23 protein-coding genes are annotated in these 24,642 nt (G+C 54.0%); 1 reads left to right on the forward strand and 22 read right to left on the reverse strand.

Going from position 1 to position 24,642, the window contains the following annotated elements:
* Window positions 1-26: 26 nt before the first annotated feature.
* The 3 genes from ACFPMF_RS20080 to ACFPMF_RS20090 all read right to left on the reverse strand — a co-directional run bounded on the left by ACFPMF_RS20080 (window position 27) and on the right by ACFPMF_RS20090 (window position 2,874).
* Window positions 27-1,712 (reverse strand): putative maltokinase, encoded by a 1,686-nt coding sequence (locus tag ACFPMF_RS20080; protein WP_379848522.1) that lies wholly within the window; start codon window positions 1,710-1,712, stop codon window positions 27-29.
* A gap of 90 nt (window positions 1,713-1,802) precedes the next feature.
* Window positions 1,803-2,408 carry a hypothetical protein gene (locus ACFPMF_RS20085; RefSeq protein ID WP_379848523.1) on the reverse strand — a complete coding sequence of 202 codons (606 nt, stop codon included), beginning with the start codon at window positions 2,406-2,408 and terminating at the stop codon, window positions 1,803-1,805.
* Window positions 2,409-2,490: 82 nt separating this feature from the next.
* Window positions 2,491-2,874, reverse strand: a complete 384-nt coding sequence (locus ACFPMF_RS20090; protein ID WP_379848524.1) for a hypothetical protein — start codon at window positions 2,872-2,874, stop codon at window positions 2,491-2,493.
* 343 nt (window positions 2,875-3,217) lie between these two features.
* Between ACFPMF_RS20090 and ACFPMF_RS20095 the strand changes: the two genes are divergently transcribed.
* Window positions 3,218-3,688, forward strand: a complete 471-nt coding sequence (locus ACFPMF_RS20095; protein WP_379848525.1) for a response regulator — start codon at window positions 3,218-3,220, stop codon at window positions 3,686-3,688.
* On the opposite strand, the gene ACFPMF_RS20100 is transcribed toward ACFPMF_RS20095, so the two are convergent.
* The 19 genes from ACFPMF_RS20100 to ACFPMF_RS20190 all read right to left on the reverse strand — a co-directional run bounded on the left by ACFPMF_RS20100 (window position 3,685) and on the right by ACFPMF_RS20190 (window position 24,544).
* Window positions 3,685-4,542: a response regulator transcription factor gene (locus ACFPMF_RS20100; protein ID WP_379848526.1), complete on the reverse strand. Its 858-nt coding sequence runs from the start codon at window positions 4,540-4,542 to the stop codon at window positions 3,685-3,687. The two genes, ACFPMF_RS20095 and ACFPMF_RS20100, sit on opposite strands and share 4 nt — an antisense overlap.
* Window positions 4,543-4,640: 98 nt before the next feature.
* The gene (locus ACFPMF_RS20105) at window positions 4,641-6,668 is read right to left on the reverse strand and encodes an alpha-1,4-glucan--maltose-1-phosphate maltosyltransferase (RefSeq protein WP_379848527.1); all 2,028 of its coding nucleotides are present in this window, start codon (window positions 6,666-6,668) and stop codon (window positions 4,641-4,643) included.
* A gap of 38 nt (window positions 6,669-6,706) precedes the next feature.
* Complete coding sequence (locus ACFPMF_RS20110; protein WP_379848528.1) at window positions 6,707-7,114, reverse strand: response regulator; 408 nt, start codon at window positions 7,112-7,114, stop codon at window positions 6,707-6,709.
* Between the two features lies 1 nt (window position 7,115).
* Window positions 7,116-8,390, reverse strand: coding sequence for a sensor histidine kinase (locus ACFPMF_RS20115; protein WP_379848529.1), 1,275 nt, complete (start codon window positions 8,388-8,390; stop codon window positions 7,116-7,118).
* Window positions 8,390-8,713: a circadian clock KaiB family protein gene (locus ACFPMF_RS20120; RefSeq protein ID WP_379848530.1), complete on the reverse strand. Its 324-nt coding sequence runs from the start codon at window positions 8,711-8,713 to the stop codon at window positions 8,390-8,392. The genes ACFPMF_RS20115 and ACFPMF_RS20120 overlap by 1 nt, the downstream gene beginning before the upstream one ends.
* A 1-nt stretch (window position 8,714) precedes the next feature.
* A complete protein-coding gene (locus ACFPMF_RS20125; RefSeq protein WP_379848531.1) occupies window positions 8,715-9,008 on the reverse strand; it encodes a circadian clock KaiB family protein in 294 nt (97 codons plus the stop codon).
* A gap of 25 nt (window positions 9,009-9,033) precedes the next feature.
* Window positions 9,034-10,743 carry a circadian clock protein KaiC gene (gene kaiC / locus ACFPMF_RS20130; RefSeq protein ID WP_379848532.1) on the reverse strand — a complete coding sequence of 570 codons (1,710 nt, stop codon included), beginning with the start codon at window positions 10,741-10,743 and terminating at the stop codon, window positions 9,034-9,036.
* 265 nt (window positions 10,744-11,008) lie between these two features.
* Window positions 11,009-12,196: a DUF3179 domain-containing (seleno)protein gene (locus ACFPMF_RS20135; RefSeq protein WP_379848533.1), complete on the reverse strand. Its 1,188-nt coding sequence runs from the start codon at window positions 12,194-12,196 to the stop codon at window positions 11,009-11,011.
* A 119-nt stretch (window positions 12,197-12,315) separates the two neighbouring features.
* Window positions 12,316-12,873, reverse strand: a complete 558-nt coding sequence (locus ACFPMF_RS20140) for a carboxymuconolactone decarboxylase family protein (RefSeq protein WP_379848534.1) — start codon at window positions 12,871-12,873, stop codon at window positions 12,316-12,318.
* A 236-nt stretch (window positions 12,874-13,109) separates the two neighbouring features.
* Window positions 13,110-13,658 (reverse strand): carboxymuconolactone decarboxylase family protein, encoded by a 549-nt coding sequence (locus ACFPMF_RS20145; RefSeq protein WP_379848535.1) that lies wholly within the window; start codon window positions 13,656-13,658, stop codon window positions 13,110-13,112.
* 14 nt (window positions 13,659-13,672) lie between these two features.
* The gene (locus tag ACFPMF_RS20150) at window positions 13,673-14,899 is read right to left on the reverse strand and encodes an MFS transporter (RefSeq protein ID WP_379848536.1); all 1,227 of its coding nucleotides are present in this window, start codon (window positions 14,897-14,899) and stop codon (window positions 13,673-13,675) included.
* A 1-nt stretch (window position 14,900) separates the two neighbouring features.
* Complete coding sequence (locus tag ACFPMF_RS20155) at window positions 14,901-17,687, reverse strand: TonB-dependent receptor (RefSeq protein ID WP_379848537.1); 2,787 nt, start codon at window positions 17,685-17,687, stop codon at window positions 14,901-14,903.
* A complete protein-coding gene (locus tag ACFPMF_RS20160) occupies window positions 17,684-19,468 on the reverse strand; it encodes a CRTAC1 family protein (protein WP_379848538.1) in 1,785 nt (594 codons plus the stop codon). The genes ACFPMF_RS20155 and ACFPMF_RS20160 overlap by 4 nt, the downstream gene beginning before the upstream one ends.
* A gap of 29 nt (window positions 19,469-19,497) precedes the next feature.
* Window positions 19,498-19,935 (reverse strand): hypothetical protein, encoded by a 438-nt coding sequence (locus tag ACFPMF_RS20165; RefSeq protein WP_379848539.1) that lies wholly within the window; start codon window positions 19,933-19,935, stop codon window positions 19,498-19,500.
* Between the two features lie 139 nt (window positions 19,936-20,074).
* Window positions 20,075-20,635: a carboxymuconolactone decarboxylase family protein gene (locus ACFPMF_RS20170; protein ID WP_379848540.1), complete on the reverse strand. Its 561-nt coding sequence runs from the start codon at window positions 20,633-20,635 to the stop codon at window positions 20,075-20,077.
* Window positions 20,636-20,681: 46 nt separating this feature from the next.
* The gene (locus ACFPMF_RS20175) at window positions 20,682-21,734 is read right to left on the reverse strand and encodes a uroporphyrinogen decarboxylase/cobalamine-independent methonine synthase family protein (RefSeq protein WP_379848541.1); all 1,053 of its coding nucleotides are present in this window, start codon (window positions 21,732-21,734) and stop codon (window positions 20,682-20,684) included.
* Window positions 21,735-21,748: 14 nt separating this feature from the next.
* Window positions 21,749-21,964, reverse strand: a complete 216-nt coding sequence (locus ACFPMF_RS20180) for a hypothetical protein (RefSeq protein WP_379848542.1) — start codon at window positions 21,962-21,964, stop codon at window positions 21,749-21,751.
* A 76-nt stretch (window positions 21,965-22,040) separates the two neighbouring features.
* Window positions 22,041-23,588, reverse strand: a complete 1,548-nt coding sequence (locus ACFPMF_RS20185; protein ID WP_379848543.1) for a vanadium-dependent haloperoxidase — start codon at window positions 23,586-23,588, stop codon at window positions 22,041-22,043.
* A gap of 53 nt (window positions 23,589-23,641) precedes the next feature.
* Entirely contained in the window at window positions 23,642-24,544 is a 903-nt protein-coding gene (locus ACFPMF_RS20190) for a hypothetical protein (protein ID WP_379848544.1), read from the reverse strand.
* Window positions 24,545-24,642 lie beyond the last annotated feature (98 nt).

Raw genomic sequence — 24,642 nt, forward strand, 5'->3', positions numbered from 1 at the left:
CCATTGCCAGGCGGTTTTGCACAAACTTACTCTTTTTTCGACTGTAACAAACCCATTTGCAACCGGGGTACGTCCGAATTTCGGTTTGGGTCAGCCATCCGGATTTTTTCGATTTCCCGAATGACATCCATGATGCCTTTCAGCGGAATTTTAACCCAGGCCGGCCGGTAACTGATTTCGTACCCCAGTTCATACACGGCTTTTTCCAGCAGATAGACCAGCAACAGAAAGTTCAGCTCGTTATTGTTTTTAAAAAGCGGATGCGGGCTGCCAATCGTGTCGAGGTACGCATTCATATAGGTATCCCGAATAAGATTAAACCAGCGTTCGGAAACGCGCTGCAGGTGGTCCGGGGCAATTTTTTCCGTTTCGACACTGCCGAAAAGCTTGGCCGAAACCGCATAATGATACGACCGGATCATGCCAGCCACATCTTTTAGCGGAGAATGCTTGATCTTGCGTTCGACGATGCTGCTTTCCGGTTCGCCTTCAAAATCAATCATAATGAAGTCGTCATCCGTTGCCAGCACCTGCCCCAAATGATAATCCCCGTGAATCCGGATCCGCAGCGATTCCAGCGGGCGGTTTCGGAAATCCTCCACAAACTCGTCGATCATTTCCTTCGCTTCCATGAATACCCACGCCAGCCGCTGCGCCAGCGGGTCCAGCCGGGTATAGTTGTCGATAAGCATCGCATACCGCCGTTCGAGCAGGCTCTCAAACCGGCGGCTAATAAACTCCCGATACTCGTCGGTAAACGATTCCGGTCGAAACGCCGGATCGCCCGATTCGGGACTGAAGAGGGCCAGATGCAGTTGGGCGGTCCGCCGGCCCAGCAACTCGACCCGCTCGAAGACCTCCTCCCTGATGGTAAACAGGCGGTGCGGCACCGCGTAGAGAAAGTCATTCAGGTAATCGCCCGTCTGGCTCCAGCTATCTTTCTGATTATCAACCATGCGCTGCATCATCCCCAGCGTAATATCCGGGATGGTTTTCTGCCGCCAGATCAGGCTGCCCGCGTAAGCCGGAATGTGCGAAAAATGGCTGTTTTCCGTCAGGAAGCTAACCAGTTCCACTTCCGGATTGGTTTCCTGAAAAAGTTTGCGGTAGAGCTTCAGAAAGTACGTTTCTTTTTCACCCGGAAAACCGTACACCAGGGCCGAATTGCTCGAATCAACCGGCAGGACACGACTGACAATCAGCCCGGACGCTTCGCCATCGGCCAGTCCGAGCCCCCGGTGGCAGACGATCTGGCCGGCCTGCTGGTTCAGGGTTTGCTGATGAACGATATTGAAAAAAATCGCCTGCCGGAAGCGGTCATCGTAAATGGCGTCGATCACCCACCCGGTTTTCTGGTCAAATTCGGCCGCGGTCAGAACGCCTTTATCCGGAATTTCCGTCGTTTTTGCCCGATCAGTTGCCACAAAGGAGACCGGCAGCAGATAACTCTCCGCTTCGCCTTCGGCGTACCTTACCTCCACAATCAGTAAAAATGCGGTATCGGGGGCTGCGTCGTCCGGCCGGAAGGGAATTTCGTGGACAAAGGCAATCCGGAACCGGTCCTGGGGCCGGGCCTTGCCCGCAAACCAGCGGCAGGCGTTCAGATAAGAGGGCAGAACGGTCGTCTCAAGCAACCGGATCGTCGCCGTATCCCGAATCAGATCGAGCCAGGAAAACCGACTGGACAGGGGAGAAACACTCGAATCAAGCATGTAGACAAAAGGGTTATTGGCCGGGCCGACCCATAATGATACGAATTGAGCCGCGAAAAGTCCGTTCTGATCGCTTAAAATTGCCAACCCCTATCCATTCACCAGATAGGCCGTCAGTGATTTCCACTGAATTTTCTGGTAAAAAAGCCAGCCCCCACCCGCCACCACGGTATTGATCAGGGCCCGGTCGCCCGCTTCCGGTTTTTGGTTATTCGCCATTTCGTTGCGACCGATCTGGCTGGCCTTCACCGTATGGCCGCGCCACTCGACCTGGAAGGTGCTGGTTGAGGAATCCTGCAGGAAATGGTCCGTCTGCCCACCGGAGCCGTGCGGGTCCGGGCAGGGCCGCGCCGTAAAACTAACTTTTTTCGCGTCATCGACAATCTCAACGACCGTAACCCAGTTGACGGGCGTCGGACCGGGTAGTTCGATTTTGATATAATCCCCCCGTTCGGGCCGGCCAGCCGGTTTCGGATTTCCCTGAACGTTGTGGAGAAAAAAGGAGGCTGTGAAATTCGAAATATCCGACCAGCGATCCACGTCAAACAGCCGCTCCCGGGCCTGGGCAAACACCTGCCTGGCGCTCGCTTCATCCGGCAGGGTTTTCTGACTGCTAAACTTTTTATCAATCGCTTTCTCCCCTTTGAGAGCCTCCAGGCTGTTTTCGATGGCTTCAGCAATCTCCTTGATTTTCATGGCAATGTAACAAAAAGGGTAAACAATACCCGAAAGGCTCCCTCCGACCGGGAGCGAAAGGAGCCTTCCGGGCGACATCACATCAATTATCCGTACCCGTATTTCCAAACGACCGACCGCTGCCCCGTTTTTTCCGGGTTTTCGGATCGGCTTTGGGTTTAACCTGCCCTACATCCGTTTTGCCATCGGCATCGGAATGCACCCGTCTCCGTTTTTCCCGATCCCTCTGGGTATTTCCCTGCGACTTGTCGGACATGCTGTTCTCCTTCGGCCGGGATCCCGTAACGGTACTGCTGGGTTGGGCCCGTGTTTTGGTGCCGTCGTTTGTCGATTCGCTGGCATTTCCGGTTTTACTCTGGGCTGGGTTGGCCGCATTGCCCTCCGAACTGGTGCTTTGGGCCTGTACCTGTAGCGCGGCAACCGTGGTGGCTACCAGCATTGCTACTGTCAAAACTATCTTCTTCATTCGCTGAGTAAATTAAATGAACGTATAAAATCAAGCGTTACTTACTTCGTAGAAACCGGGTGTGGAACACCAGAACCGGCTCTATTCCTTCAAAAGCTTTAGTGATTTAACTCAATCGTTGCGGTATTGTTAGAATCAGGACCGAATCCGTGAGGTACCGGAGAGGACATCAGGAATTATGATAGATCGGGTCACTATCCGGAAAAAACGGGCCATTCACTCAGTTTTTCCGGATTCTTGCTGTCTGGTATTCCTATCTTGTATTTTCGGATGTTTCAAAGGAAAAGAACTTGGTATTTTGGTGTATCTTTAATGTTCGTTCAAAAGTGATAACCTGAAAATCATGAGTATCTCCCGGAATAGAATCGATGTAAACCGCACAAAAAACGCCCGAATACTGATTATTGAAGATGACCTGGATCATCAATTGCTTATAAAAAACGCTCTTCAACAGAGCTTTACCGGGGCGGAAGCAGTGATCAAATCGACGGAACAGGAAGCGATTCATTACCTGGATGAATGCATTCAGACGGGACGACGGCTGCCGCATTTCATCTTGCTGGATTTATACCTTCCCGAGCGGGAAGATGCCTGGCACACCCTGAAGGAAATCCAGAACCGGAGCGTGGAAATTGGTAATATTCCCGTGGTGGTCTTCAGCAGTTCGAGCCATTCGGAAGACATTTCCGAATCGTACGACCGGGGCGCCACCTCTTACATCGTCAAACCGGTCGGTTTTACGGAATGGATCGACTACTTCCGTACCCTGAAAGATTACTGGTGGGAAACCGCCATCCTGCCGGGCAATCATTAACCGATACACTCCCGGCCCCTTCCATTATACGCCAGGGATGGAGTGATCGCAGCGATAACGGGAGCGGAAGCGACGGATAGCCAATACCGAAATATTTTTTCCAGAACCTGTAGAAACCGGGTCAGGTCGTTCGAATGCACAACGACTGAATTGGCACCAGAAGCATACCCCTGCTCGGCCTGACCCGGGTTTCCGTGCGGTGCCAGCATAACGATCGGAATCCGGCGAAAGCGTAGGTTACCTTTAATCGATTCCAGGGTTACACCACTTCGGAGCTCGCTTCCGTCCAACACCATCAGACCCGGCGATTCGGGTTCCGCAACGCCGGACAACGCTTTCAACAGGCTCGACCCGGTTTCAAACACCCGGATCTGCCACTGGGGCCAGCGTTCGCGGATCAACTGCCGCAGCAAACCACCCTTGACTTCATCGGCCATAACCACCCAGAGTGTACGGGCAGCCTTTGCCGGTTCCGCAGACGGCCGTTCAGCCGGTTCCGAAGCAACCCGGTGACCGGCCGGGGTGAATACGTCGGAAGTCTGAAGCATCGCCACACTCATCGGATCAATGAGATGATTCCAGCGCCGGCGGCTAACCGGCAGCGTCTCTCCATCTTTCAGACGAATGGAACCCGACATTTTATGGCCCGGAGGAGCCATAAAATCCGTGATGTAATGCGGATTTACCAACGCGGTTTTGTGCACCCGAAAAAAACCGGGCAATTTCTTCTCAAAATAACAGAGTGATTTGGCTACCAGCACTTTAGTTCCGTCACAATAATGCAACCAGGAATAGTTACTGTAGCCTTTCAGGTATTTAATCAGGGCCGGATACTGAATCGCTTTCTGAATCATTAGCTTTGTCAATGCAACTTTGGGGATTACTATTCCATAACTGCACCGACGCCCAAGTTTCCCGGTTAGTGAGGCAACGGCCCACCCAAAACCGGCTCTTACTCAATCTTGAATAAATGCATGGGTAGCTGGTACGGATCCAGTTCGACATAATTCCACTGGCCTTTCCAGATATACTGCGCTCCGGTCAGCAGGTCATGCACCACATATTCCTGCTCATCGCCAAGGCCCAGTTCCCAGATCGGCACCTGAATCATATTCGCCCGGCGGTTATAGGCATCCGTGTTGATCACCATCAGCAGCCGGTTTTTGCCCGACACTTTCAGATACGCCATCAGCGCATCGTCGTCCACCCGGCAAAAGGTCAGGTTGTTGGTCGATTGCAGGGCCGGATTTTCTTTCCGGATCCGGTTCACAAGGCCGATCAGGTAGGTCAACCGGTTGGTGCGCGCCCAGTCCCAGTGGCGGATTTCGTATTTTTCCGAGTTGAGGTATTCTTCCTTGCCCGGAATCGGCACGTGCTCCATCAGTTCGAACGAAGGGCCGTAAATCCCGTAATTCGACGAGAGGGTGGCCGCCAGCAAAAACCGGATCAGGAACTGCGGTTCGTGGCCCGCTTGCAGGATGTACGGATTGATGTCGTGGGTAGTCGGCCAGAAATTCGGGCGATAATAGTATTTCATCTCGCTCTGGGTCAACTCCGTCAGGTATTCCTGCAACTCGTACTTGCTGTTGCGCCAGGTGAAATAGGTATAGGATTGCGCAAAACCGCGTTTCGCCAGTTGCTGCATGACGCGCGGTTTGGTGAAGGCTTCGGCCAGAAAGATCAGATCAGGATACGCCTTCTTCACTTCCGAAATCAGCCATTCCCAAAACTGAAAGGGTTTCGTGTGGGGGTTATCGACCCGAATAATCCGGACGCCCCACGATGCCCAGGTTAGGATGGTCTCCTTCATTTCCAGCCAGAGGCTCTGCCAATCGTCGGTTTCAAAATAAACCGGGTAAATATCCTGGTATTTCTTGGGCGGATTTTCAGCGTACTGAATCGAACCGTCCGGGCGTTTTTTAAACCATTCGGGATGCTCTTTGGCCCACGGATGATCCGGCGAAACCTGAATCGCCAGGTCCATCGCCACTTCCATCCCGTGATTTTTTGCGATGGCAATCAGGTGTTTAAAGTCGTCAAGCGTCCCTAAGTCCGGGTGAATGGCCCGATGACCGCCCAGTTCCGACCCAATACCGTAGGGAACGCCCGGTTCGCCGGGCTGAGCCACCACGTTATTGTTTTTCCCCTTCCGAAACGCCTGCCCAATCGGATGAATCGGCGGCAGGTACAGCACATCGAACCCCATCGACTCCAGGCGCGGCAGCAGCCTTTCCACATCCCGGAACGTTCCGTGAACGGGCCTTCCGTTCGCATCCGGTTCGGGAGCCGCCGATCGCGGAAACAGGCAGTACCAGGTGCTGAAACCGGCTTTGGGCCGATCCACATCGACCACCAGTTCGCGCCCGTACCGTGACGGATGCCGACGCTCGGGGTATTGACTAATAAGTCGTTCAAACGACTCGCTCTGAATCAGTTGAATGGATTCGTCGTAGGAATCTTCGGCACCTTCCGATGCCGCTTTGAACAGCGAAACGATGCCTTGCAGTTGCGCCAGGTCGTCGCCTTCCGCCCGCTGCACCATGCTTTCCAGATACACGATCCCGGCCTTTAATTCACTTGTCACGAGCTGACCGGCGGTGGCCTTCAGGCTGATCTCGTGCCGCCAGGAGGCCACATGATCCACCCAGCCTTCGATGGTATAGAGGTATTTCCCTTCTTTTAGGATCGAAAACGAAGCTCCCCACCGGTCGTTGTTGATAAAAACCATCGGCACTTCGCTCCAGACCGTCTCGTCGGCAGGTCGATACAGCAAACGGGCGGCCAGTTTATCATGCCCATCGAGGAAAATATCGGCTTCTACGGTAATCGAATCGCCCGGAACGGCTTTTACCGGAAACCGGCCGCCGTCCAGTTCGGGCGTCACCCGCTCAATGACCACGCGGGTTTGCCCATCCACGGGCAGGTTAGCTTGTTTATAGGCCGCAGCGGCTGAGCGTTTTTTTAAAGGGCGGGTAATCATACGCTTCCTGTAATAGTGTGTTTAAGCTTCGGTATGCATCAACATACCGCCAAAATTTCGTCCATCATCTCGTTATATCCTTCTTCCGAAACCGGCTTGGCTTTCACCAGCTTCGCCCCCAGTTGCTTGCCTTCCTGAATCAGTTCCGGCCCGATATGGGTCGAATAGATAACGCAACTGGCCGGAGCCAGCCAGTTTTTTGACTGGATCAGCTCCAGGGTTTCCGTACCGGTTTTCCGGGGCATATTCTGGTCCAGAATGATGACATCAGGCCACTCCTCCAGCCGCGTGACCTGATTCAGATACGCCAATACTTCCACCCCATTGCTAACACAGGCGAGTACGTTAATATCCCGCCTGTTTCCTAAAAAATCTATAAAAAACTGTATATCATCCCTATCGTCGTCCGCCAGTAATATCTTCTTTCTGGTAAGCTCCGCAATCATGTTAAGCCAGTCGTTTTTGCTTTAAAGGTAAATGAATAATAAATGTGGCCCCAACGCCTTCCTGACTCCGGGCCTGAATATGCCCGTTATGTTTGTCAATAATGCGTTTGGCGACGGCCAGGCCAATGCCCGACCCCTCATAAACATCCTTGGTATTCAGGCGCTGAAAAAGCGAAAATATCTTCTCGGCGTACTGCTGCTCAAAACCGATGCCGTTGTCGGTGATGGTCAGAACACAAACCGGTTCGTCGTCGTGGGTTCCCGGCAGCACCTCACCCTTGATTTCAATCAGAGGGGGCTGGTCATGTTTACTGAATTTCAGCGCATTACTGATCAGGTTCTGAAAAATCTGGCGCAACTGGCCCCGATTCACTTCCGGTTCGGGCAGGGGATCGATCAAAAAACGGGCGTTTTTTTCCCGAATCCGCAATTCAAAATCGTTCAACACCTCACCGACCAGATCGTTCAAATTGGTTTTGACAAAGGTGTTGTCATTCGAGGACAACCGGGAGTAGCGCAGAATATCGACAATCATCGTTCGCATCCGTTCCGACGAATCAATGATCTTTTCCAGGTACCGCACGCTTTCGGCCGGCAGGTCGTCGCCATGCCGTTTTTTGATCAACTCCGAAAACATCTGGATTTTACGAAGCGGCTCCTGCAAATCGTGGGAGGCCACCGAGGCAAACTGCAGCAAATCGTGGTTACTGATTTCCAGCGCGGCATTCATCTCCTCCAGCCGCTGGTTGTTGGCTTTCAGCAATTTCTGGGTTTCCTTCTGGGTCGTCAGATCGGTAATGATGACACTCAGCGAAATACCACTATCCAGTTCCAGCGACGACACCGAAAGCTGGCAAAGAATCTGATGATTGAACCCCTGAAGGGCCATTTCAAACTTACGGTCTTCGCTCCAGCCCTGCCGAAACAGCTTTTCGTAGGTTTCCATCTGGTCTGCCGGGATGAACGTGGCAAACGACAGGCCAATTACCCTGGAGAGGGGCATCCCCACCATCGATGCAAACTGAGAATTGCAATAGAGAATCAGCCCGTCCTCGTTCAGTGTCAGGGCCCCCTCGTTCATGGTTTCAATAAAAAACCGGTAGGTTTGGTCGGCCGTTTTGAGGCTGTAGAGTTGATGACCGTCTTTGCCCTCAACCACCAGCGCATCCACCTGGCCCGTCCGGATGGCATGAATCGTTTCCGTCGCTTCTTCCAGTTGCAGAAGCAGGGCTTCGTTTTCCCGAACTAACTGGTCGTAGGATTTTGCCGGTTTCATTACAGTGCATGCGAAATACCCAGACCTTTCAACACCTTTTCGGTATCCGACATATCGCCGATGAGCCGCCGTTCGGGCAGGGGCCGTTTCTTGATTAATAAAGGCAGGGCAATGAGTTGTTCCTGCGCAGCAAGGTTTTTTTGCTGATGAATATCAATAATCGCCAGGGCGTATTGCCCAGGCATATGTTTCTCACAAATGTATTTCAGATTTTCAACGGCACGAATAGAATTGTCCGACGCCCCCGCAACAAACAAGCGTAGATCATACAACGGCTCGTTGTCATCAGCATCAAAATCCGGGGATGTCGTCAGTTTGTCCATGCTATTTTTTTGCCGGACGGATATTCAGCCCCACCAACACCTTCTCCTCGTTCGACAAATCGCCGATGATTTTCCGGATGGGTTCAGGCACCTTCTTAACCAGCGTCGGGATGGCCAGGATCTGATCTCCTTCGGCCAATTGCGGCTGTACCAGCAAATCGATTACTTCAATCACATACTTATCTTTCAGGTGTTCTTCGCAATAACGCTTCAGGTTGGCCAGCGCAGTTACCGACTTGGGAGTCTTACCAGCCACGTAGAGTCTTAACTCCCAGATTTCGTCTTTTGTTTTCATTCAATTGGTGCGGCTCACGTTATAATTACTCCTTCTGGCGGTTTTGGGTCAGTTGCTCCCGGTTTTTCTCCATCACGTCTTTCCGGAGTTCCTCCTCGACGTACGTTTTATTCAATTCATCCTGGATGGATTCGAATTCTTCTTTCAGGCTGGCAATCTTCGATTCGAGCACCAAGCGCTTCCGCTCGATTTCGCGGTCTTTCCGATCCACGGCGTATTGGCGCAAGACCACCCCGGTTTTTTCGTGCAATTGCTGGGCCTCCCGCGCCGAGCCCGTCAGCACGCCATCCGGGCTCAGGTAGACATCGACCAGATCCAGCCCCTCGTCGGTTATGATAAACTCGCGAACCTGATTCGAATGCTTCATGCCGCGTGACTTGATGACGTACAGGCCCCGATTACGCTCACCGTTCGATTCGATATCGCGCAGCAGCAACCAGGCATCCACCAGCGAGGACACGCCCTCGTCGGTTTGTTCATTGATGATGGTATTGAGGGAGAGCGCTGTAAACATGACCGTAATGCCCCGGCCCTGCAGAAAATCGATCAGCCGGATCAGCATCGACTTCACTTCACTCACCGCCCCGACAGTAATCAAATTCGTTACCGGATCAAGAACAACCACCTGAGGATTAAACTCATTGACAATCTTATGAATGGTTACAAGATGCATTTCCAACCCGTTGAGGGTGGGCCGAACCGAATGAATTTTCAGCAAGCCGGCATCCACATGCGTTTGCAAGTCCATCCCGATCGAACGCATGTTGCGAATAATTTGCTGCGACGACTCTTCAAAGGCGAAGAAAATACAACGCTCCTTGCGTTGACAGGCGGCTTCCACAAAACGGGCTGCGATGCTGGTTTTGCCGGTTCCGGCCGTTCCGGAGACCAGAACACTGCTTCCCCGGAAAAATCCTTTTCCCTCCAGCATTTTATCCATGGCCAAAACGCCGGAAGAAATCCGGTCCGATGTTACCTCGTGGTCGAGCGTCAGGGACGTAACCGGCAGAACCGAAATGCCTTCGGTATCGATCAAAAAGGGATATTCGTTGGTGCCATGCACCGACCCCCGGTATTTAACAATGCGCAGCAGCCGGGTCGAAATCTGGTTGGCAACCCGGTTTTCGAGCAGGATCACGCAGTCCGAAATGTATTCTTCAAGTCCGTTCCGGGTCAGGTTCCCCTTCCCTCTTTCGCCGGTAATGATGGCCGTCACGCCTTTTTCTTTCAACCATTCGAAAAGCCGCCGAAGCTCGGATCGCAAAATGGCCTGGTTGGGCAGACCGGAAAACAGGTTTTCGATCGTATCCAGCACCACACGTTTGGCTCCAAGGCTGTCGATGGCATATCCCAGCCGAATAAACAACCCGTCCAGGTCATATTCGCCGGTTTCTTCAATTTCATGCCGCTCAATGCGCACATGGTCGATTTTGAGAAGCTTATCCGCCTGAAGCTGGTTCAGGTCATAACCCAGGGAGAGTACATTCTGCGCAATTTCCTGCGCTTTTTCCTCAAAAGATACAAAAACGCCCGGCTCACCGAAAGCCACGGCTCCATGAACAATGAACTCAACAGAAAACAGCGTTTTGCCGCAGCCCGCGCAGCCACAGATTAGGGTTGGGCGCCCTGTCGGTAAGCCACCGCCGGTTATTTCATCCAAACCAGAAATGCCCGTGGGGGATTTAGGCAAAGAGGGTAGAGAAGCCTCGTTTTTTTTTGAGACGTTGGATTTCATTATACAGTTGAGATTGTCCAGGATATTCGACATGCCCTCATCTGCTCATAAACTTAATTTAAAAATGTTGCCGATGGGACTTATTTTTTAACAAACATAACCTAATTTCCCTAATGAGTGTTTTTTGCCATACGATTCTACCCAATTTCACCCCACCCCAAAAAATAAAGGACAGAAGCATCGCTCCTATCCTTTACGGTCTATTTCACCTATTATGTTTTTTAAAGGCAGGAAGTGATGATTGACCACGGTCAATCATCACCCTTCACAGAAACCGGGTGGTGGCCGGGTGGAAGGTTTCCCACGAATGCAGGTATTCCTGCGAAGCTGGAATCACCTCCAGCCGCTTGCCTTTCAGCACGCCTTCCGCACAAATGCCCTGCCGGTTCCAGTGTGAGCCGGTTTCCTGATCCTGAACCACATCGGGCGAAACCGGCACGAAGTGCAGGATCCTGCCGTCGACGGTCCGGTTCCAGACGTGAAACGAGACACTATCGGCGGCTACCATCACCACCAGCGGGGTGCCGGCCAGGGTATCGTGGGTAACTTTCTGTTTTACCAACTGATTCCAATCGTACGCCCGGGCTACCTGGTTGTGTTCAACGCCAACCACCCACGATTTCGGCTTCCACGACAGGCTATCACGCCGGGTAAGCGGGCCTTTGGTTTTTCCTCGTTCATACGGCTGCATATTAGCATACTGCTCTTTAAAGGTGGAGTCCGGTTGCAGCACCAGCGTTTCCGGATGCCGTTCCGTCCAGGCCTGCAAGGTCATTTGCTCGGCCGGAAGACTGGGCAGGAATTGTCCTTTCAGCGGACCGGCAATCGCTTCGCCACTCACCTGCCGCCACCAGCTCCCCGTCGTTTTGTCCTCAAACATGGCGTTGAAATGATCCATGCCGACCAGCCGAAACTCTTCCGGCTTGCTCGCCACCAGCGGACGAAACACCCGGCCCGTCCGGCAAACGGTGCAATATGTAATCATCAGCGGCTCCCCACCCACCGTGTCCCGCACCTGGTGGTGATAGCCGATGAACTGAATGGGATACGCCCGCGCCTGCCCGTTCACCACCACGCCCAGCACCACCTTATCGGCCGGAATTTTGCTGGCTTTCAGATCCAGCATGACGGTTTCCCGCGGCTGATAGAACATTTTTTCGGCCAGCAACCGGAAATTGAACAGGTAAAAAACCGCGCCATACACCAGCCCTAAACCCACCACCAGGGCCTTGTGCCACCGTCGTTTCGGCGCGGTCAGCAACCGGAAGGCCGCATACCCCACCAGCAACCAGCCGAGCACCCGGATGATCCAGATGTTCTGGTGAATCCAATAGGCCAGCTCGATCGTATCGGCCTCCTGGCTACCCGGCATCGGCATGATGAAATAGACCTTGGCAATTTCCGCGGCCGTCAGCAGCAGAATTCCAATCACAAAAAGAAGCAGCCGGTTCATGTAAAGTTTACGATTTTGGGTATTCGGTTTACGTTTCAGTCGGTAGTGGACAGAATAGGATTCCCGCTCCGGAGCGCCGTAAACTCGGCTACCGAAAACGGAAAACCGTACCCCGTCCCCTAGTCAGGCATGTAATGATCGTCGGCGGTATAGCCGTATTCCGCAATTTTGGTGGCCCGGAATTTGTACAGATCCGGATTCTCGGGTGCCCAGGTCGCCAGGCCATCAACGTAGCGATTGAACATGCAGAAAGCCGCTGCGATCAGGACCGTATCGTGAATATCCTTGTCAGTGGCTCCCTGCTCGCGGGCTTCCTGTACCTGTTCGGGCGTCACGTGTTTGCCGCCTTTTTGCACACTCCCGGCAATGGCCAGCAAGGCTTTGAGTTTGGGCATAATCATCGTTAGCCCGTAGTTTTCCTTGACAGCCTTGATAAACTCGCCATTCTCATCCCCCCAGTAGTAACTGGCCACGGCGCCGTGGATGGTCTGGCAGAAAAAACAGTCGTTTTCGGAGGAAACAAAGGTTGCAATCAGCTCGCGTTCGGCCCGACTGAGGCCGTCGTCGGTCTGAAGCAGGGCGTTGGCTAACGCATTCAACGGTCTGGCGGTTTCGGGACTGAACGCCATCGGCCCGCGAATACCGGGCAATCCTTCGGGCAATTGAATATGGGGCATATCGGATAAAATTAGACGGTTGAACGGTTTCGAATCGGACCTTAATTTCCCTGACCGCATGGCGGTCAGGGAATATCACTCGCTTACCTATTATGAATGGTTGACTATTTCTGGTTTATGCTTCCGGTTTACGATTTACAATTCATGGTTTTCGATGCAGGCTCATCCAGAGCCCAACTCACTAATACCAAAACACTTACACCACAAACCGTAGACTAAAAACCGTGAATTGCATCTTAGTCCGAAACCGGTTTGGGCATCACGTAACCAATGGTTCCCATGCGTTCGCCCATTGCTTCGTAGGCCGATGCATCGGGCGTTAGTGTTGCCAGCCCATCGACGTAGCGATTGAACAGGCAGAACGTGGCTGCAATCAAAACCGTATCGTGAATATCTCGGTCGGTGGCGCCGTGGTGCCGGGCTTCGGCCACCAGCTCGTCCGAAACCGTTCGGGCGTCCTGCTGAACCCGTTTCGCAATGGTCAGCAGGGCTTTCAGTTTGTCGGAAATCGGGGCTGTCCGGTAGTCGGCCAGCACCTGATCAACGAGTATTTTGTCCGGTCCAAGCAGAAACCGGGCGGCAGCCGCGTGGCTTCCGGCGCAAAAATTGCAATCATTTTCGGCGGAAACGAAGGTTGCGATCAGCTCGCGCTCGGCTTCGCTCAGCGGGGATTCGTTACGCAGCAAGGCCTGCGCCAGCGCGTACAGATGCTGGCCGGTATCGGGTCGGTACATCACCAGACTGCGAATGCCGGGAACACCTTCGGGAACGTGGATATATGCCATAGTTATCTATTTTCTTAGCGTTTGTTGGAATACCGTGGACCGGCCCAGATGGCGATAAAACCCAGGACGAACGTGCCGGAAAAGGCGAAAATTGCGGAACCGTACCCGCCCAATACCGCCACCAGTGTGCCGATGAAGAAAACCGCCGTCGCCGTGACGAGTCGCCCGATGTTAAAGCAAAAACCGGTGGCCCGGCCCCGCAGCCGGGTGGGAAACAGATCCGGCAAATACGCCGACATGGTGCCCTGGCTGATGCCAAACAGCAACGCCAGCGTCGCAATTTCGAGGTAAACCACGGTGGAAAAAACCGTATTGGTTTTGAACACCAGGGCGGCCATCCCGAAACAGGCTGCAAACACAAACAGCATGGTCCGGCGGTGTCCGATGGCTTTGACGATAAAACCGGAAAGAATGCCTCCGATCACGCCCCCACTACCCATCAGCATCATCGACAGGCCACGTTCTTTCTGCCCATCCCCCACCACCAGACTCTGCACCCAGGTGGGCACCCACGAAAAAACCGCCCACAACCCCACCAGCATGGCGCCGAACGCCAGGGAACCCAGCCCTAACGACCGCCGGTACTGCGGATCGAACAGACTGATTTCCGCGGATGCCGATTGCTGGTGAACCTGTTTCCAGCCTTCCGGCTCCTGCACCAACCCCATAATCAGGGCACCGAGAAGCAACGGAATGCCGCCAATCCAGAACGCCTGCCGCCAGTCGGGTAGCAAATAGTTGACCAGCCCGGACAGCATGATCCCGACCGGAAAGGCCACGGCCAGAATACCCAGCGCCACGGGACGGTTACGCTCCGGCCAGATTTCGGCCACAATCACCGTGGTCAATACCAGCACACCCCCGATCCCGAAGCCGGTCGCAAACCGCAGCACAACTACAGTGATCCAGTTGGGAGCAAACGCGGTCAGGAGTGTGCCGCCACCGTACAGCATTACGGCCCCCACCAGCGAACGGACGCGGCCTAGCCGGTCGCCAAAATACCCAAAACTCATGCCGCCCAGCATCCAGCCGTACAGAAATGTAGCCCCGACGTACGCACTCACCTGATCCAGTTCGGCCTGACCAGCCTGGCCCAGCAAATCACGGACAACCACCGGCAGGTAGGTCGACATCAGGGTGGAAACCGTTCCGCTGAAAATGTACACCAGCATACAAAGCGCAAAAACCAGGCTGCGGTAGGCCGTTGTGGACGGGGTCGCAGGGAGTTGAATCGTTTCCATATTAGCGCATGTTCTGGTCGAAAGTCAGCGAGAGGTAATACAAACCACCCACCGCCGGTGATCCGTACGCCTGCACGACGTACTGATTGGTCAGGTTACTGGCCCCCAGTTTGAGGGCGGTTTTCAGGGTTGGGATCCGGTAGGTAACCTGCGCGTCGAGGAGGTGATACGCCTGAATCCGACCGGGCTGGAGCTCATTGAACGAACCGACCCAGTCGAAGGAATCCTGCCAGTGCCAGGCCACATTGAAACCGATATTTTTGGCGATGTTGCGATTCCCGACCGTCACATTCGTTTTATAGCGGGGCGTGTTAAAGGACGGAATATTGTTCGGATTGGCCCCTTTCAGGTTAAAGTCCGACCAGGTGCCATTGCCGCCAATCGTGTAACCGCCCGGCACAAAATAGGTCAAACCGAGCGTGGCCCCCTGGGCCGACACCTTGTCCGACGCGTTGGTGTAGAGCTGGAAAACCTGGTATTTGGAGTTGAGAATGTCCTGCGCGGCTGCGGGGTTAATCTTCCCGTCGGCGGCCAAAACCGGGCTATCGGGCCGGATGACGACCTGATTCAGGATAAAGTTCTGATATTGCCCAAAGTAATAATTCGCATCGACGGCCAGCCGGTTGTTGATCAGGCCCCGGTAACCCACTTCGTAACTTTGTACCTTCTCGGGTTTGATGTAGGCGACATTCGATTTCTGCAATTTATCCTTGTTATCCATCACCGCCTGCTGGGGCGATTTTCCGCTCTGCATATCGGCCAGAAAACCGTTAACAAACCCGCCAACGGTCGGCGAATTGATCGAATTTTCGTACACATTCATGCCCGCACTATTGGACGGTGCTCCGCCCAGAATGGTGATCGGACCCACATTGAGTTTGATGAACTGATCGCTCGGCGTGGGGTTGCGAAAACCGGTCTGGAACGACGCCCGGAAATTATGGGCTTCCGTTGGCGAGAAAACGAGCGACGCCCGGGGCGTGAAATACCCGGCAAAGTTCTGGTTCTTGTCGTACCGGCCCGAAACCGTCAATTTCAGTTTATCGGCCAGTAACCGCTGGCTGGCCTGCAAAAACGCCCCGTATTCGTAGTACAGAATGCGTCCTCCCTTGTCGTCGAACAGCGTTCCGTTCGTAAACAGGCTGTACTGGCGGAAATTGCCCCCGGCCAGCACTTCGGTTTTCGACAAACCGGCTTTTTCCAGGGCCGACGAGAAATTGTACTGAGCATCGGTATGGTGCATTTTGGTCTGGCTCAGAATACCCGCCCCGGCCAATCCCTGCACCCCTTCCAGCCGGGCTTTTTCGCGGTTAAATTCCGCCGAACCGGGTACATACCGACCCTGATCGGCGAAGGCCCGGGCGGCTGCGTGGTTGCTTGCGCTGACACCCGGTGCTTTCCCCTGATACGCCGTTGTATAGCGCGTGAACCACATTTCGTCGGCCTGATTGACCGGAACGACGTTTCCGCTCAGGTCACGAACCCAGGTCCGGTTGATTTGCTGGCCCAGCGATCGGGTATTGAACGAATCGTGCGAATCTTCCTGATTGGTGTACCAGCGCACAAAAAAGTTGGCTCCGCGCAACTCGACCCGGTGTTGCAGCAGTGAAAACCCATTGACCGAAAACCGGTTACTGCCCGTGTAATTGGCCGTTCCCTTGGCGTAGTTGTAGGAGTAAATGGCTTCCAGATTCGGTGTGATGCGGTAGTGCAGCGCGCCGTTCAGCTTCAGGCTGTAGACGTTGTAATCGGTTAGATCCCGTTCTTCATACCCGGTGCGGGCCACTTTGCCAATGCCCGTAATCGTGCGGTTCACCTCATCGCCGTAGACATTCAGACCGTTATAGGCCGGATTGTTACGCCCTTTCTGTTCGGCGGGTGTCGTGGCATCGACGTCCGTGTAATCAGTCGCAAACCAGTCCAGCCCGCGCAGGTACGAGACGTTCAGCTTGAACGCCAGCCGGTTACTAAACGCCTTTGCATACCGCAGGGCATAATCCTGATAAAACGCAGCGCCGGTGTTCGGATCATTGACGTGATTGACGCCCACCTTGGCCTGCGCGCTCAGACCCTGGTACTGAAACGGATCTTTCGAATGCATCAGCAATGCCCCGTTAAAAGCCGCCGGTCCGTACAGCGCCGAAGCCGCTCCCGGAACCAGCTCGACGCTTTCAGCGTCCAGATCCGACAAACCGTATTGGTTCCCGACCGAAAATCCAAAACCGGCCGGCTGATTGTCGATACCGTCGATCAGTTGCAAAAACCGGCTGTTTCCGGTGCTGGCAAAACCGCGCGTATTAATTTGCTTGTAGGTCAGCCCGCTGGTGACCATATCGACACCTTTCAGGTTGTTAATCCCTTCGTAAAAGGTCGCCGAGGGCGTTTCCCGAATGGTTCGACTGTCCATTTTTTCGATGCTGACGGGCGCTTTCAGGATGTTTTCCTCCACCCGCGAAGCTGCCACGACCACATCCTGCAACACCTGCGTACTCGTTTTCAGGGACACGGTGATCGCCTGAGCGGCATTGGTCACCGAAATCTGTTGTTTCTCGTATCCCACCATCGTCACGACCAACGTCCAGGGGCCGCGCCGGTTGGTCGTGATGCTGAACTGGCCGCTGGCATCGGCCACGGTGCCGCTCAACTGGTCTTTGATTTGCACACTGGCCCCAGCCAGCGGGGCTTTGGTATCGGCATCCGTCAAGGTGCCCGACAAACGGGTTTGCTGGGCGAAAACAACGCCATTGAGAAGAAAGAAAAGAATGAGATGGTAAACTTGGGACTTCATGGTTTTTTAGGTGATTGGTGAGTAAGGACGGCCAGTGGGGTACGGCAAAGCAGCCCGTTTTCGTCCTTGAATTCCGTTTTTTTAAGGTTTAGTGGCTCGATTTGATCGTTTCCTTCTTTTAGGCGGAGGAACTGGTTGGGTTTGATGTTACGGAAGACCTGCTTTTTGCCGGTTCGTTGCCACTGCACCTCGATTTCGTCGATGACCGTCGCCTGCCCGATACCGATTTCCCGGCGCAAGGGCGAAGCGCCAAAACTGCCACCCGAATTAACATCGCGGTACACACTCCGCCGAACCCCGTTTTCCCGGAACGTCACTTTCACCCGGCTTCCGATAGCCGCGCGGTTGGTGCGCGTTCCTTCGAGGACCAAGCCAATCCAGTTGTTGGTATTCTGTCCGGGATTGACAAACAGGGAGTTCGGGTACACATCACCGACATACGCCCCGCCCATATCGATGTAGACATCCTGGTCGCCGTCGTTATCCAGATCTGCAAAGGAAACCCCATGCCCTTTCTGGACATTTCCTACCCGGGCCGAAGCCGTGACATCGGCGAATTTCCGCCCTCCCAAATTCTTAAACATCTTATTGGGAACCAGCGATTTAAAACTAGGATTACCGGAACCCAGGTACATATCCAGCCAGCCGTCGTTGTCGATATCGCCGAAATTGGCGCCCATTGAAAAGACGGTTTTTCGCAGGTCAGCCGACTCAGCTACGTTGGTAAAGGTGCCGTCGTGGTTGTTGCGGTATAAATAAACCGTCCCGTTGCTGCCCACCGATTTATTCAAAGCTTCAGCCGCTTCGTAAAAAGAAAGCGCGTGGCGAAAGGTGTAATCACAGACAAAAATGTCCAGCCAGCCATCGTTGTCATAGTCCCAGAACCAGGTGGGGAACGAATTGCCACTTTCTCGCCGTAATCCGGCCTGGTCGGAAACATCCTCAAAATGAAGCATTCCGCCCATCATACCCTGATTTTTCAGCAAATAGCGGTTTCCGTCCATGGTCGACAGGAACAAATCCGGCCGGCCATCGTTGTCGTAATCACCCGATGTTACTCCTTTCACGTATCCGGTAATGGCACAACCCGCTTTGGTGGCCACCTCCGTAAAGGTGCCATCCTGATTATTGAGGTAGAGTTCACAAGGATGAACCTTGAGGATATTCATCAGTGAGCCTTCCGTTTCGTTGCCGATAAACACGTCCAGCCAGCCGTCGTTGTTGAAATCATTCCAGGTGGCGGTTTGAGTCGGATGAAACGATAAAAGACCACTGGTCGTGGTTACGTCGGTAAAGGTGCCATCGCCGTTGTTTTTCAGGAGCGAATTAGGCTGTTCGCCAAATTTCCCCATCCAGGCTCCGCGCAGCACGAAAATGTCGATCAAACCATCGTTGTTGTAATCCGTCTGCACCATGTTCAACCCGCCGGTGATCCGGTCCAGTCCCGCCTGCGTGGTCACATCCGTATACGTACCGTCGCGGTTGTTTCTGAAATAATGCATGGGTTCCTGCAGCCCCCAGGCCGATGTGACGATATCCAGGTACCCATCCTGGTTAAAATCCTCGGCAATGACGCCCCCCGCCATGTTGCTCAGATTCAGTTTAAGCCCCTGGGCAATGTCTTCAAAGGCGTTGATCCGGTACGTGGTATCCGTCATTCGGGGAATGAACCAGCGGGAGGGCACCTGGGAGGGGTATTTTCCAAGCGTCATATACGCCAGATTCAGTAACCAGCGCGATTCCAGATCATCGGGATCCTTTTCCAGAATGGATTCATACAATTCAATGGCCTTTTTCGAACCCGTCTGAATCAGGTGAAGGCCGCCCCCCGAAGGGGAAGCACACAGGACTCCACCGAATGCCGTCCGACGCAGTTGGTTTGTTCACCCAGCCGTAGATACGCCATGGCGAGGTCAGTCCTGGCTACCTGAAAAGCCCGTGTATTCTCCGGATTGATGTGCCGGACAATTTCTTCCAGGAGTTCAATGGCCTTTTCCTCCTCCCCCAGTTTCAGGAAGGCATCCGCTTTCGTATAACTGTAGAGCATCCGCTGCTGATCTCCGGTAACGGTGGCCAACTGGGTATTGGCATGCGCGAGTACCGCTTCGGGCGCGAAACCGTTTTCAGCCGTGGCATATTCCTTCGATAATTTTTGCAAAAGCGTAATCATGTCTTCGTGGGAAGACGGCTTCGACTGGCAGCCTAGCAGGGTGCTTATTGCAACCGTCAGGGTAAATAGCTTCTTCATAAATTTCAGCAAGTGAATACACCTCTGTGCTGTGTGGAAATAGCTTTCAGATGGCGTGGGTTTAAACCGTAACCGCGGGCGTGCCCAACCGGGAAGGGCGTACTTCTGTCAAAGACTGGCGACATAAAGCCCTGAAAATCTACGTATTCGGCGGAACCAGAAAACCGTTTTCCGGACGACGATAGCCTTTGACGATCCGCTCACCCAGCCGTTGGTAATAGTCCGGATCGGTCGGCGTCACGGTGGCCATTCCATCGACGTACTTGTTGTACAGGCAGAATAAACCGGTGATTAACACCGTATCATGAATCTCCCGGTCGGTAGCGCCGGCGGCTTTGGCCCGATCGATGGCTTCGGGCGTTACGGCTTTACCACTCCGCTGGGTCAGGGCGGCAATATTCAGTAACGCTTTCATCTTCTCGCTGATGGGGGCAGTTTCAAAATTCTGCTTGACATGCCAGGCGGTTTCATTTTCTCCGAATAGCAAGTCGGCAGCTTTCGTGTGAGCCGCCGTACAAAACCGGGTCTGGTTGCGCGCCGACACCAGCGTAGCAATCAGTTCGCGTTCGCCGGGTGTCAGCGTCGATTCTCCCCGCAGCAGAATCTGTGTGAGTTCCCGGATGGGCTGGCCCGTATCGAGTCGGTACTCGAGCAGGCCGGTGATTCCCGGCAGATGCTCGGGAAGGGGTATATGAGGCATTGTGGTAGAATCAAAAAGTGAGAAAATCGAACACCAGCGCCGTAGTTCAGCCAAACAGCTTTTCTTCCGCCAGCTTTGTGCCTTCGATCCGCGCTCTGATTTTCGCAAAGGCGGTTTCCCGGCTCGTGGACACGTCGTCGCAGAAAGGCGAAAAACCGCAGTCGTCGGTCGTTCCCAACTGATGAAGCGGAATGTATTCGGCCGCTTCCAGCACCCGGTCGCGCACCTCTTCGGGCGTTTCTATGGCTGGATTGAGCACGTCGATGACCCCCACAAACACCATTTGGTCGGGTTTCAGGTACTGTTGAATCGTTTTCAACACCTTGACCCGGTCGGGTTCGCTGGCCAGCTGGAGGTAGAAATTGCGAACATCCAGGTTGAATAATTCGGGCAGGAACGCGGTGTAATCAACATCGGCACTATGCGTCGAATCGTGGTCACCGCCGGGACAGACGTGGACGCCGATCCGCTTTTTTTCTTCGGAAGAAAACCGGGCGAGCACCTGATTATTCAGTGCAATAAAATGCCGCAAAATCCCCCCCGACGGGTCCAGTTTTAACGAAAGACGCCCTTCCGTGAAGTCAATCTGAACTTTATGCGCCCCGTTTTCCAGACAACGACGAATGTCTTTTTCGGATTCATCGAGCAGATCGGCCATAAAATCAGCCTGTGAATACCCGTCGATGCCCTCAGCCGGATAGAGCAGGCTCAGGGCCGAAGCCGAGATGACGGCCTGTTTTACCGGAAATCGGGTCAACTGCTGGGCTTTCGTCAAATAGCGATCGGCGTATTGCCCGAACCGGAAAGGCCCTTTCTTTAACAGGGGCAATTGCCGGACGTGACCGTCTTCAAAGGTGATTTGCATCCCGCCCGGCACGATGGTGTCGACCCCCGTCAGCGGATAGGTAACAAAGCTGGATTTGGTCTGTTCGCCGTCCGTTAAAACCGGTGAACCCGTGTTTGCCAGTTCCAGCAACGTTGCCTGCACCGCCTTTTCGTATAACGGCCCCAGTTCCTCGGCAGACTGTCCGGCCTGAATAGCCGCAATCAGCTCACTGGGGCGGGGAATACTTCCAATGGACTCGGTTTGTAGTTTCATAAAGCAGAGTTTGTTTAGCAGGCCAAATTTTTCGGCCTGCGGTTGACCACTTTATACCCAGTGTCAACACCGCCGTCCGACCGCCCGATTTCCGGCCCCGGATAAAACGTCGGGCGTTTGGTGACGGACGACTTGTTCAGCAACTGATTGACACTACCCCGTAGTGTCAACCGGCGGCCCATCCACCAGGTTGAATTCAGATTCCAGCTGCCGGTGCGGGTCGAGACCACGCGTGGCGACGTTCAGCCACGGCCTACAAGCGCCAATCCCTCAACCTGTCACTAAGCACTTTCATTAAACGGCTCATTAGATTCCTGACCCGTCCGCTTTGGCCCGATTTATGGCATATTGCCCGACTTCATTCCCTGCCTTCAACCCTACTTCGCAATCAAAACGATAGTGAATCAAGCCATAAATCCGGGATACGGAAGCTTCCTGAGCCTGATCGGCAAACATTTTGGCCTTGTCGGGAAAAATATAGCTCAGAACCGTAGCGGCAGCGCCCGAGAACGTGGAGTGGCCGGAGGTGTACGACGGGAAGTTGGGCAAACCGACGGAGGTTTTCACCCCAAATTGCTGCGGACGCGGGAAATAATAATAATACTTCGTTTCCCAGCAAACAATGGCCGCATCCATCTCGGCCGTTCCCAGCAACGCCAGCGTCCGGGCCATCCGAACTTCGCTGTGTTTCGCTTCGTGGCTGACGTTCGCAGCCGTGCGGTGCCAGTGTCCGGGGGGCGTATAGCTCCCCGCACCATCCGCCCAGTAATTGGCAATCCGGGCCTGTTCGCGCGTCTGGTTTTTCTGAATGTTCTTCAGTTCATCCAGGTCTTTCTTGAAATCCGGGCTGTCGAGGGGCGGGGGCGGTACCGCCCGAAGGGCCACGACCGTTGCCTTGTCGAAATTCCAGGGCAACACGGCGCCGTAATTGGGCAGCATGGGCGGACGCAACGGTATCTCCTGACTTACCCAGGCTTCCCGTAAGCCGCGTTTTTTGGCGTCTTCAATCATGCCTGCCGTCAGCGTCTGGTTGTTGGCCGCTCCCATTCCGTCGGTCCGGGCCCGGTTCATGACTTTAGCCGCCACCGCATTGCCCAGATCAACCCCGGCCGCCAGATCGCTTTCTACGTTCATACCGGCCCACAGACGACTTTCCCGGTGTTCTTTCAGCTTGGCTTCCAGAAAAGGAACCTCTCCCGGAAACATCGCTTTCAGAATCGTGACCGAAGCAGCCGCCACCACCGCATCTTCCGACGGGTAAGTCGGAATGGTGGAAACCGGCAAGGCCGCCGGAATCGTCGCGTCGGTTTTCGAAGGGGCCGTCCGTTTGAACTTGTACTTGTAATTCCAGGCGGCTACCAGGGCATCGTACTGCGCCACGCTCAGGTAGGCCAGCGCCCGCGAGGTGTAGGGCGGATTGGCAAACGGGAATTTCGGATCGGCCAGTGGATTGGCCGCATCCGGCACCGGGTATTTCCCTTCGGCATTGTAGGCCGGGGGAAGGTTGTAGCGCGCCGACAATTCACGGGCGATTTCGTTCCAGCGGTAGACCGCACCGGTTCCCCAATACGCGACCGCTTCCCGTTGCTCCTTCGTGAGACTGGTCGCTTTCTGTTTCAGACTGGCCAGTTCGGCGATGTATTCGGGCGAAGAAACCGCCCTGGGTTCCGGCACCGCTACTTCGGATGAAGAGGTCAGAATATAGGTTTTCCAGGTGCCCGCATTTTCGTCCACCGAAGTCGGGGCATACGCGGACCGTAGCGGTTCATCAATCGTTTTATCACAGGAAACCAGAACGACCGCCATACTGACTATCCAAGCCGCCGATTGTACTGATTTGATATACGTTTTCATGCTTTTACTGGTTACAGATGCTGATGTGACGGCTTCAACCGTCCTTTTACGCCTTACTGGTTATTCCACAATTTGAACTGATACAGGACTCCGACCATAAAGCTCGTGCTTTGTCCTACGTTCCGTCCGTCGGTTACGTACCCTACGCGGGCGTTCACCCCAATTTTGTTGGGTTGGAACTTGCCGTACCAGCCTACCGTCGTTGCCTGCATGTTGTTGGTCGGAAACGGCATATCGTGCCGCCGGATGTAATCGCCGTGGGTACAGGAGGTGCGTTCGGCCCAGACTTCGGTTTGCCATTTCTTTCGCAAAATGCCCAGACGCAGTCCCATATCGTACGAATTCGGCACGCTGACCTCGTGGCTGTTATACACACGGTCGTCGGCCTGGTAAGCGTCGCGATCCACCTTGATCTTGCTCCGCCACATGTAAGTACCGTGGGCATTCAGGTAAAGCCCGGTTTGCGGATGTTTGTAGTTGGCAATGAGCCGTCCCGAAACGGTTCGGCACTGGAGTCCGATCGACATCGGCAGAAAATCCGGCACGTAGTTGCCCATCGGAATCGATGCCCCGGCCACCGCGTGCAGCGAAAAACCGTGGGTAGACAGCACCCGATACTTCAGCCAGCCCGACAAATCCTGCAAGCCTTTCTGCCCCAGCAGGTTGCCTGCACTGGTTTCGGTCCAGACGTATGGCAGACTCAGGATCACATTCAGTCCTTTTCCGATCCCGATGGCAGGCATCAGCATGACGTTTTGGGTTGTATGCGTTCCGATGTTCGAATTGGAGCGTTTGAGCGAATTTTCCCAGTACTCGTCCCAGGTGCTCTTTCCGTACATACCGGCCACGCAGATTTGTCCTTTGCCCATGTAAATGGCATCGTGCGGCATTTGGGCTTGGGCGCTGCCAACCAGCAGCATAAACAGTATTACAATAAGTTGACTGGAAGTTTTCATTACTGAAAGAAGTCAAGCCCGCGTCTGATCACGCCGGAAAACCGGCATAGCCTGTCGAACAAAAAACGAACAGGCTGATAACCTGCCAACTACAGTGT

The organism is Larkinella bovis (genome assembly GCF_042655385.1).
Lineage (GTDB): Bacteria > Bacteroidota > Bacteroidia > Cytophagales > Spirosomataceae > Larkinella > Larkinella bovis.

Coding starts and splice junctions, on each gene's coding strand:
- ACFPMF_RS20080 (WP_379848522.1), bottom strand. CDS start 1,712: ATGCTTGATTCGAGTGTTTCTCCCCTGTCCAGTCGGTTTTCCTGGCTC.
- ACFPMF_RS20085 (WP_379848523.1), bottom strand. CDS start 2,408: ATGAAAATCAAGGAGATTGCTGAAGCCATCGAAAACAGCCTGGAGGCT.
- ACFPMF_RS20090 (WP_379848524.1), bottom strand. CDS start 2,874: ATGAAGAAGATAGTTTTGACAGTAGCAATGCTGGTAGCCACCACGGTT.
- ACFPMF_RS20095 (WP_379848525.1), top strand. CDS start 3,218: ATGAGTATCTCCCGGAATAGAATCGATGTAAACCGCACAAAAAACGCC.
- ACFPMF_RS20100 (WP_379848526.1), bottom strand. CDS start 4,542: ATGATTCAGAAAGCGATTCAGTATCCGGCCCTGATTAAATACCTGAAA.
- ACFPMF_RS20105 (WP_379848527.1), bottom strand. CDS start 6,668: ATGATTACCCGCCCTTTAAAAAAACGCTCAGCCGCTGCGGCCTATAAA.
- ACFPMF_RS20110 (WP_379848528.1), bottom strand. CDS start 7,114: ATGATTGCGGAGCTTACCAGAAAGAAGATATTACTGGCGGACGACGAT.
- ACFPMF_RS20115 (WP_379848529.1), bottom strand. CDS start 8,390: ATGAAACCGGCAAAATCCTACGACCAGTTAGTTCGGGAAAACGAAGCC.
- ACFPMF_RS20120 (WP_379848530.1), bottom strand. CDS start 8,713: ATGGACAAACTGACGACATCCCCGGATTTTGATGCTGATGACAACGAG.
- ACFPMF_RS20125 (WP_379848531.1), bottom strand. CDS start 9,008: ATGAAAACAAAAGACGAAATCTGGGAGTTAAGACTCTACGTGGCTGGT.
- kaiC (WP_379848532.1), bottom strand. CDS start 10,743: ATGAAATCCAACGTCTCAAAAAAAAACGAGGCTTCTCTACCCTCTTTG.
- ACFPMF_RS20135 (WP_379848533.1), bottom strand. CDS start 12,196: ATGAACCGGCTGCTTCTTTTTGTGATTGGAATTCTGCTGCTGACGGCC.
- ACFPMF_RS20140 (WP_379848534.1), bottom strand. CDS start 12,873: ATGCCCCATATTCAATTGCCCGAAGGATTGCCCGGTATTCGCGGGCCG.
- ACFPMF_RS20145 (WP_379848535.1), bottom strand. CDS start 13,658: ATGGCATATATCCACGTTCCCGAAGGTGTTCCCGGCATTCGCAGTCTG.
- ACFPMF_RS20150 (WP_379848536.1), bottom strand. CDS start 14,899: ATGGAAACGATTCAACTCCCTGCGACCCCGTCCACAACGGCCTACCGC.
- ACFPMF_RS20155 (WP_379848537.1), bottom strand. CDS start 17,687: ATGAAGTCCCAAGTTTACCATCTCATTCTTTTCTTTCTTCTCAATGGC.
- ACFPMF_RS20165 (WP_379848539.1), bottom strand. CDS start 19,935: ATGAAGAAGCTATTTACCCTGACGGTTGCAATAAGCACCCTGCTAGGC.
- ACFPMF_RS20170 (WP_379848540.1), bottom strand. CDS start 20,635: ATGCCTCATATACCCCTTCCCGAGCATCTGCCGGGAATCACCGGCCTG.
- ACFPMF_RS20175 (WP_379848541.1), bottom strand. CDS start 21,734: ATGAAACTACAAACCGAGTCCATTGGAAGTATTCCCCGCCCCAGTGAG.
- ACFPMF_RS20185 (WP_379848543.1), bottom strand. CDS start 23,588: ATGAAAACGTATATCAAATCAGTACAATCGGCGGCTTGGATAGTCAGT.
- ACFPMF_RS20190 (WP_379848544.1), bottom strand. CDS start 24,544: ATGAAAACTTCCAGTCAACTTATTGTAATACTGTTTATGCTGCTGGTT.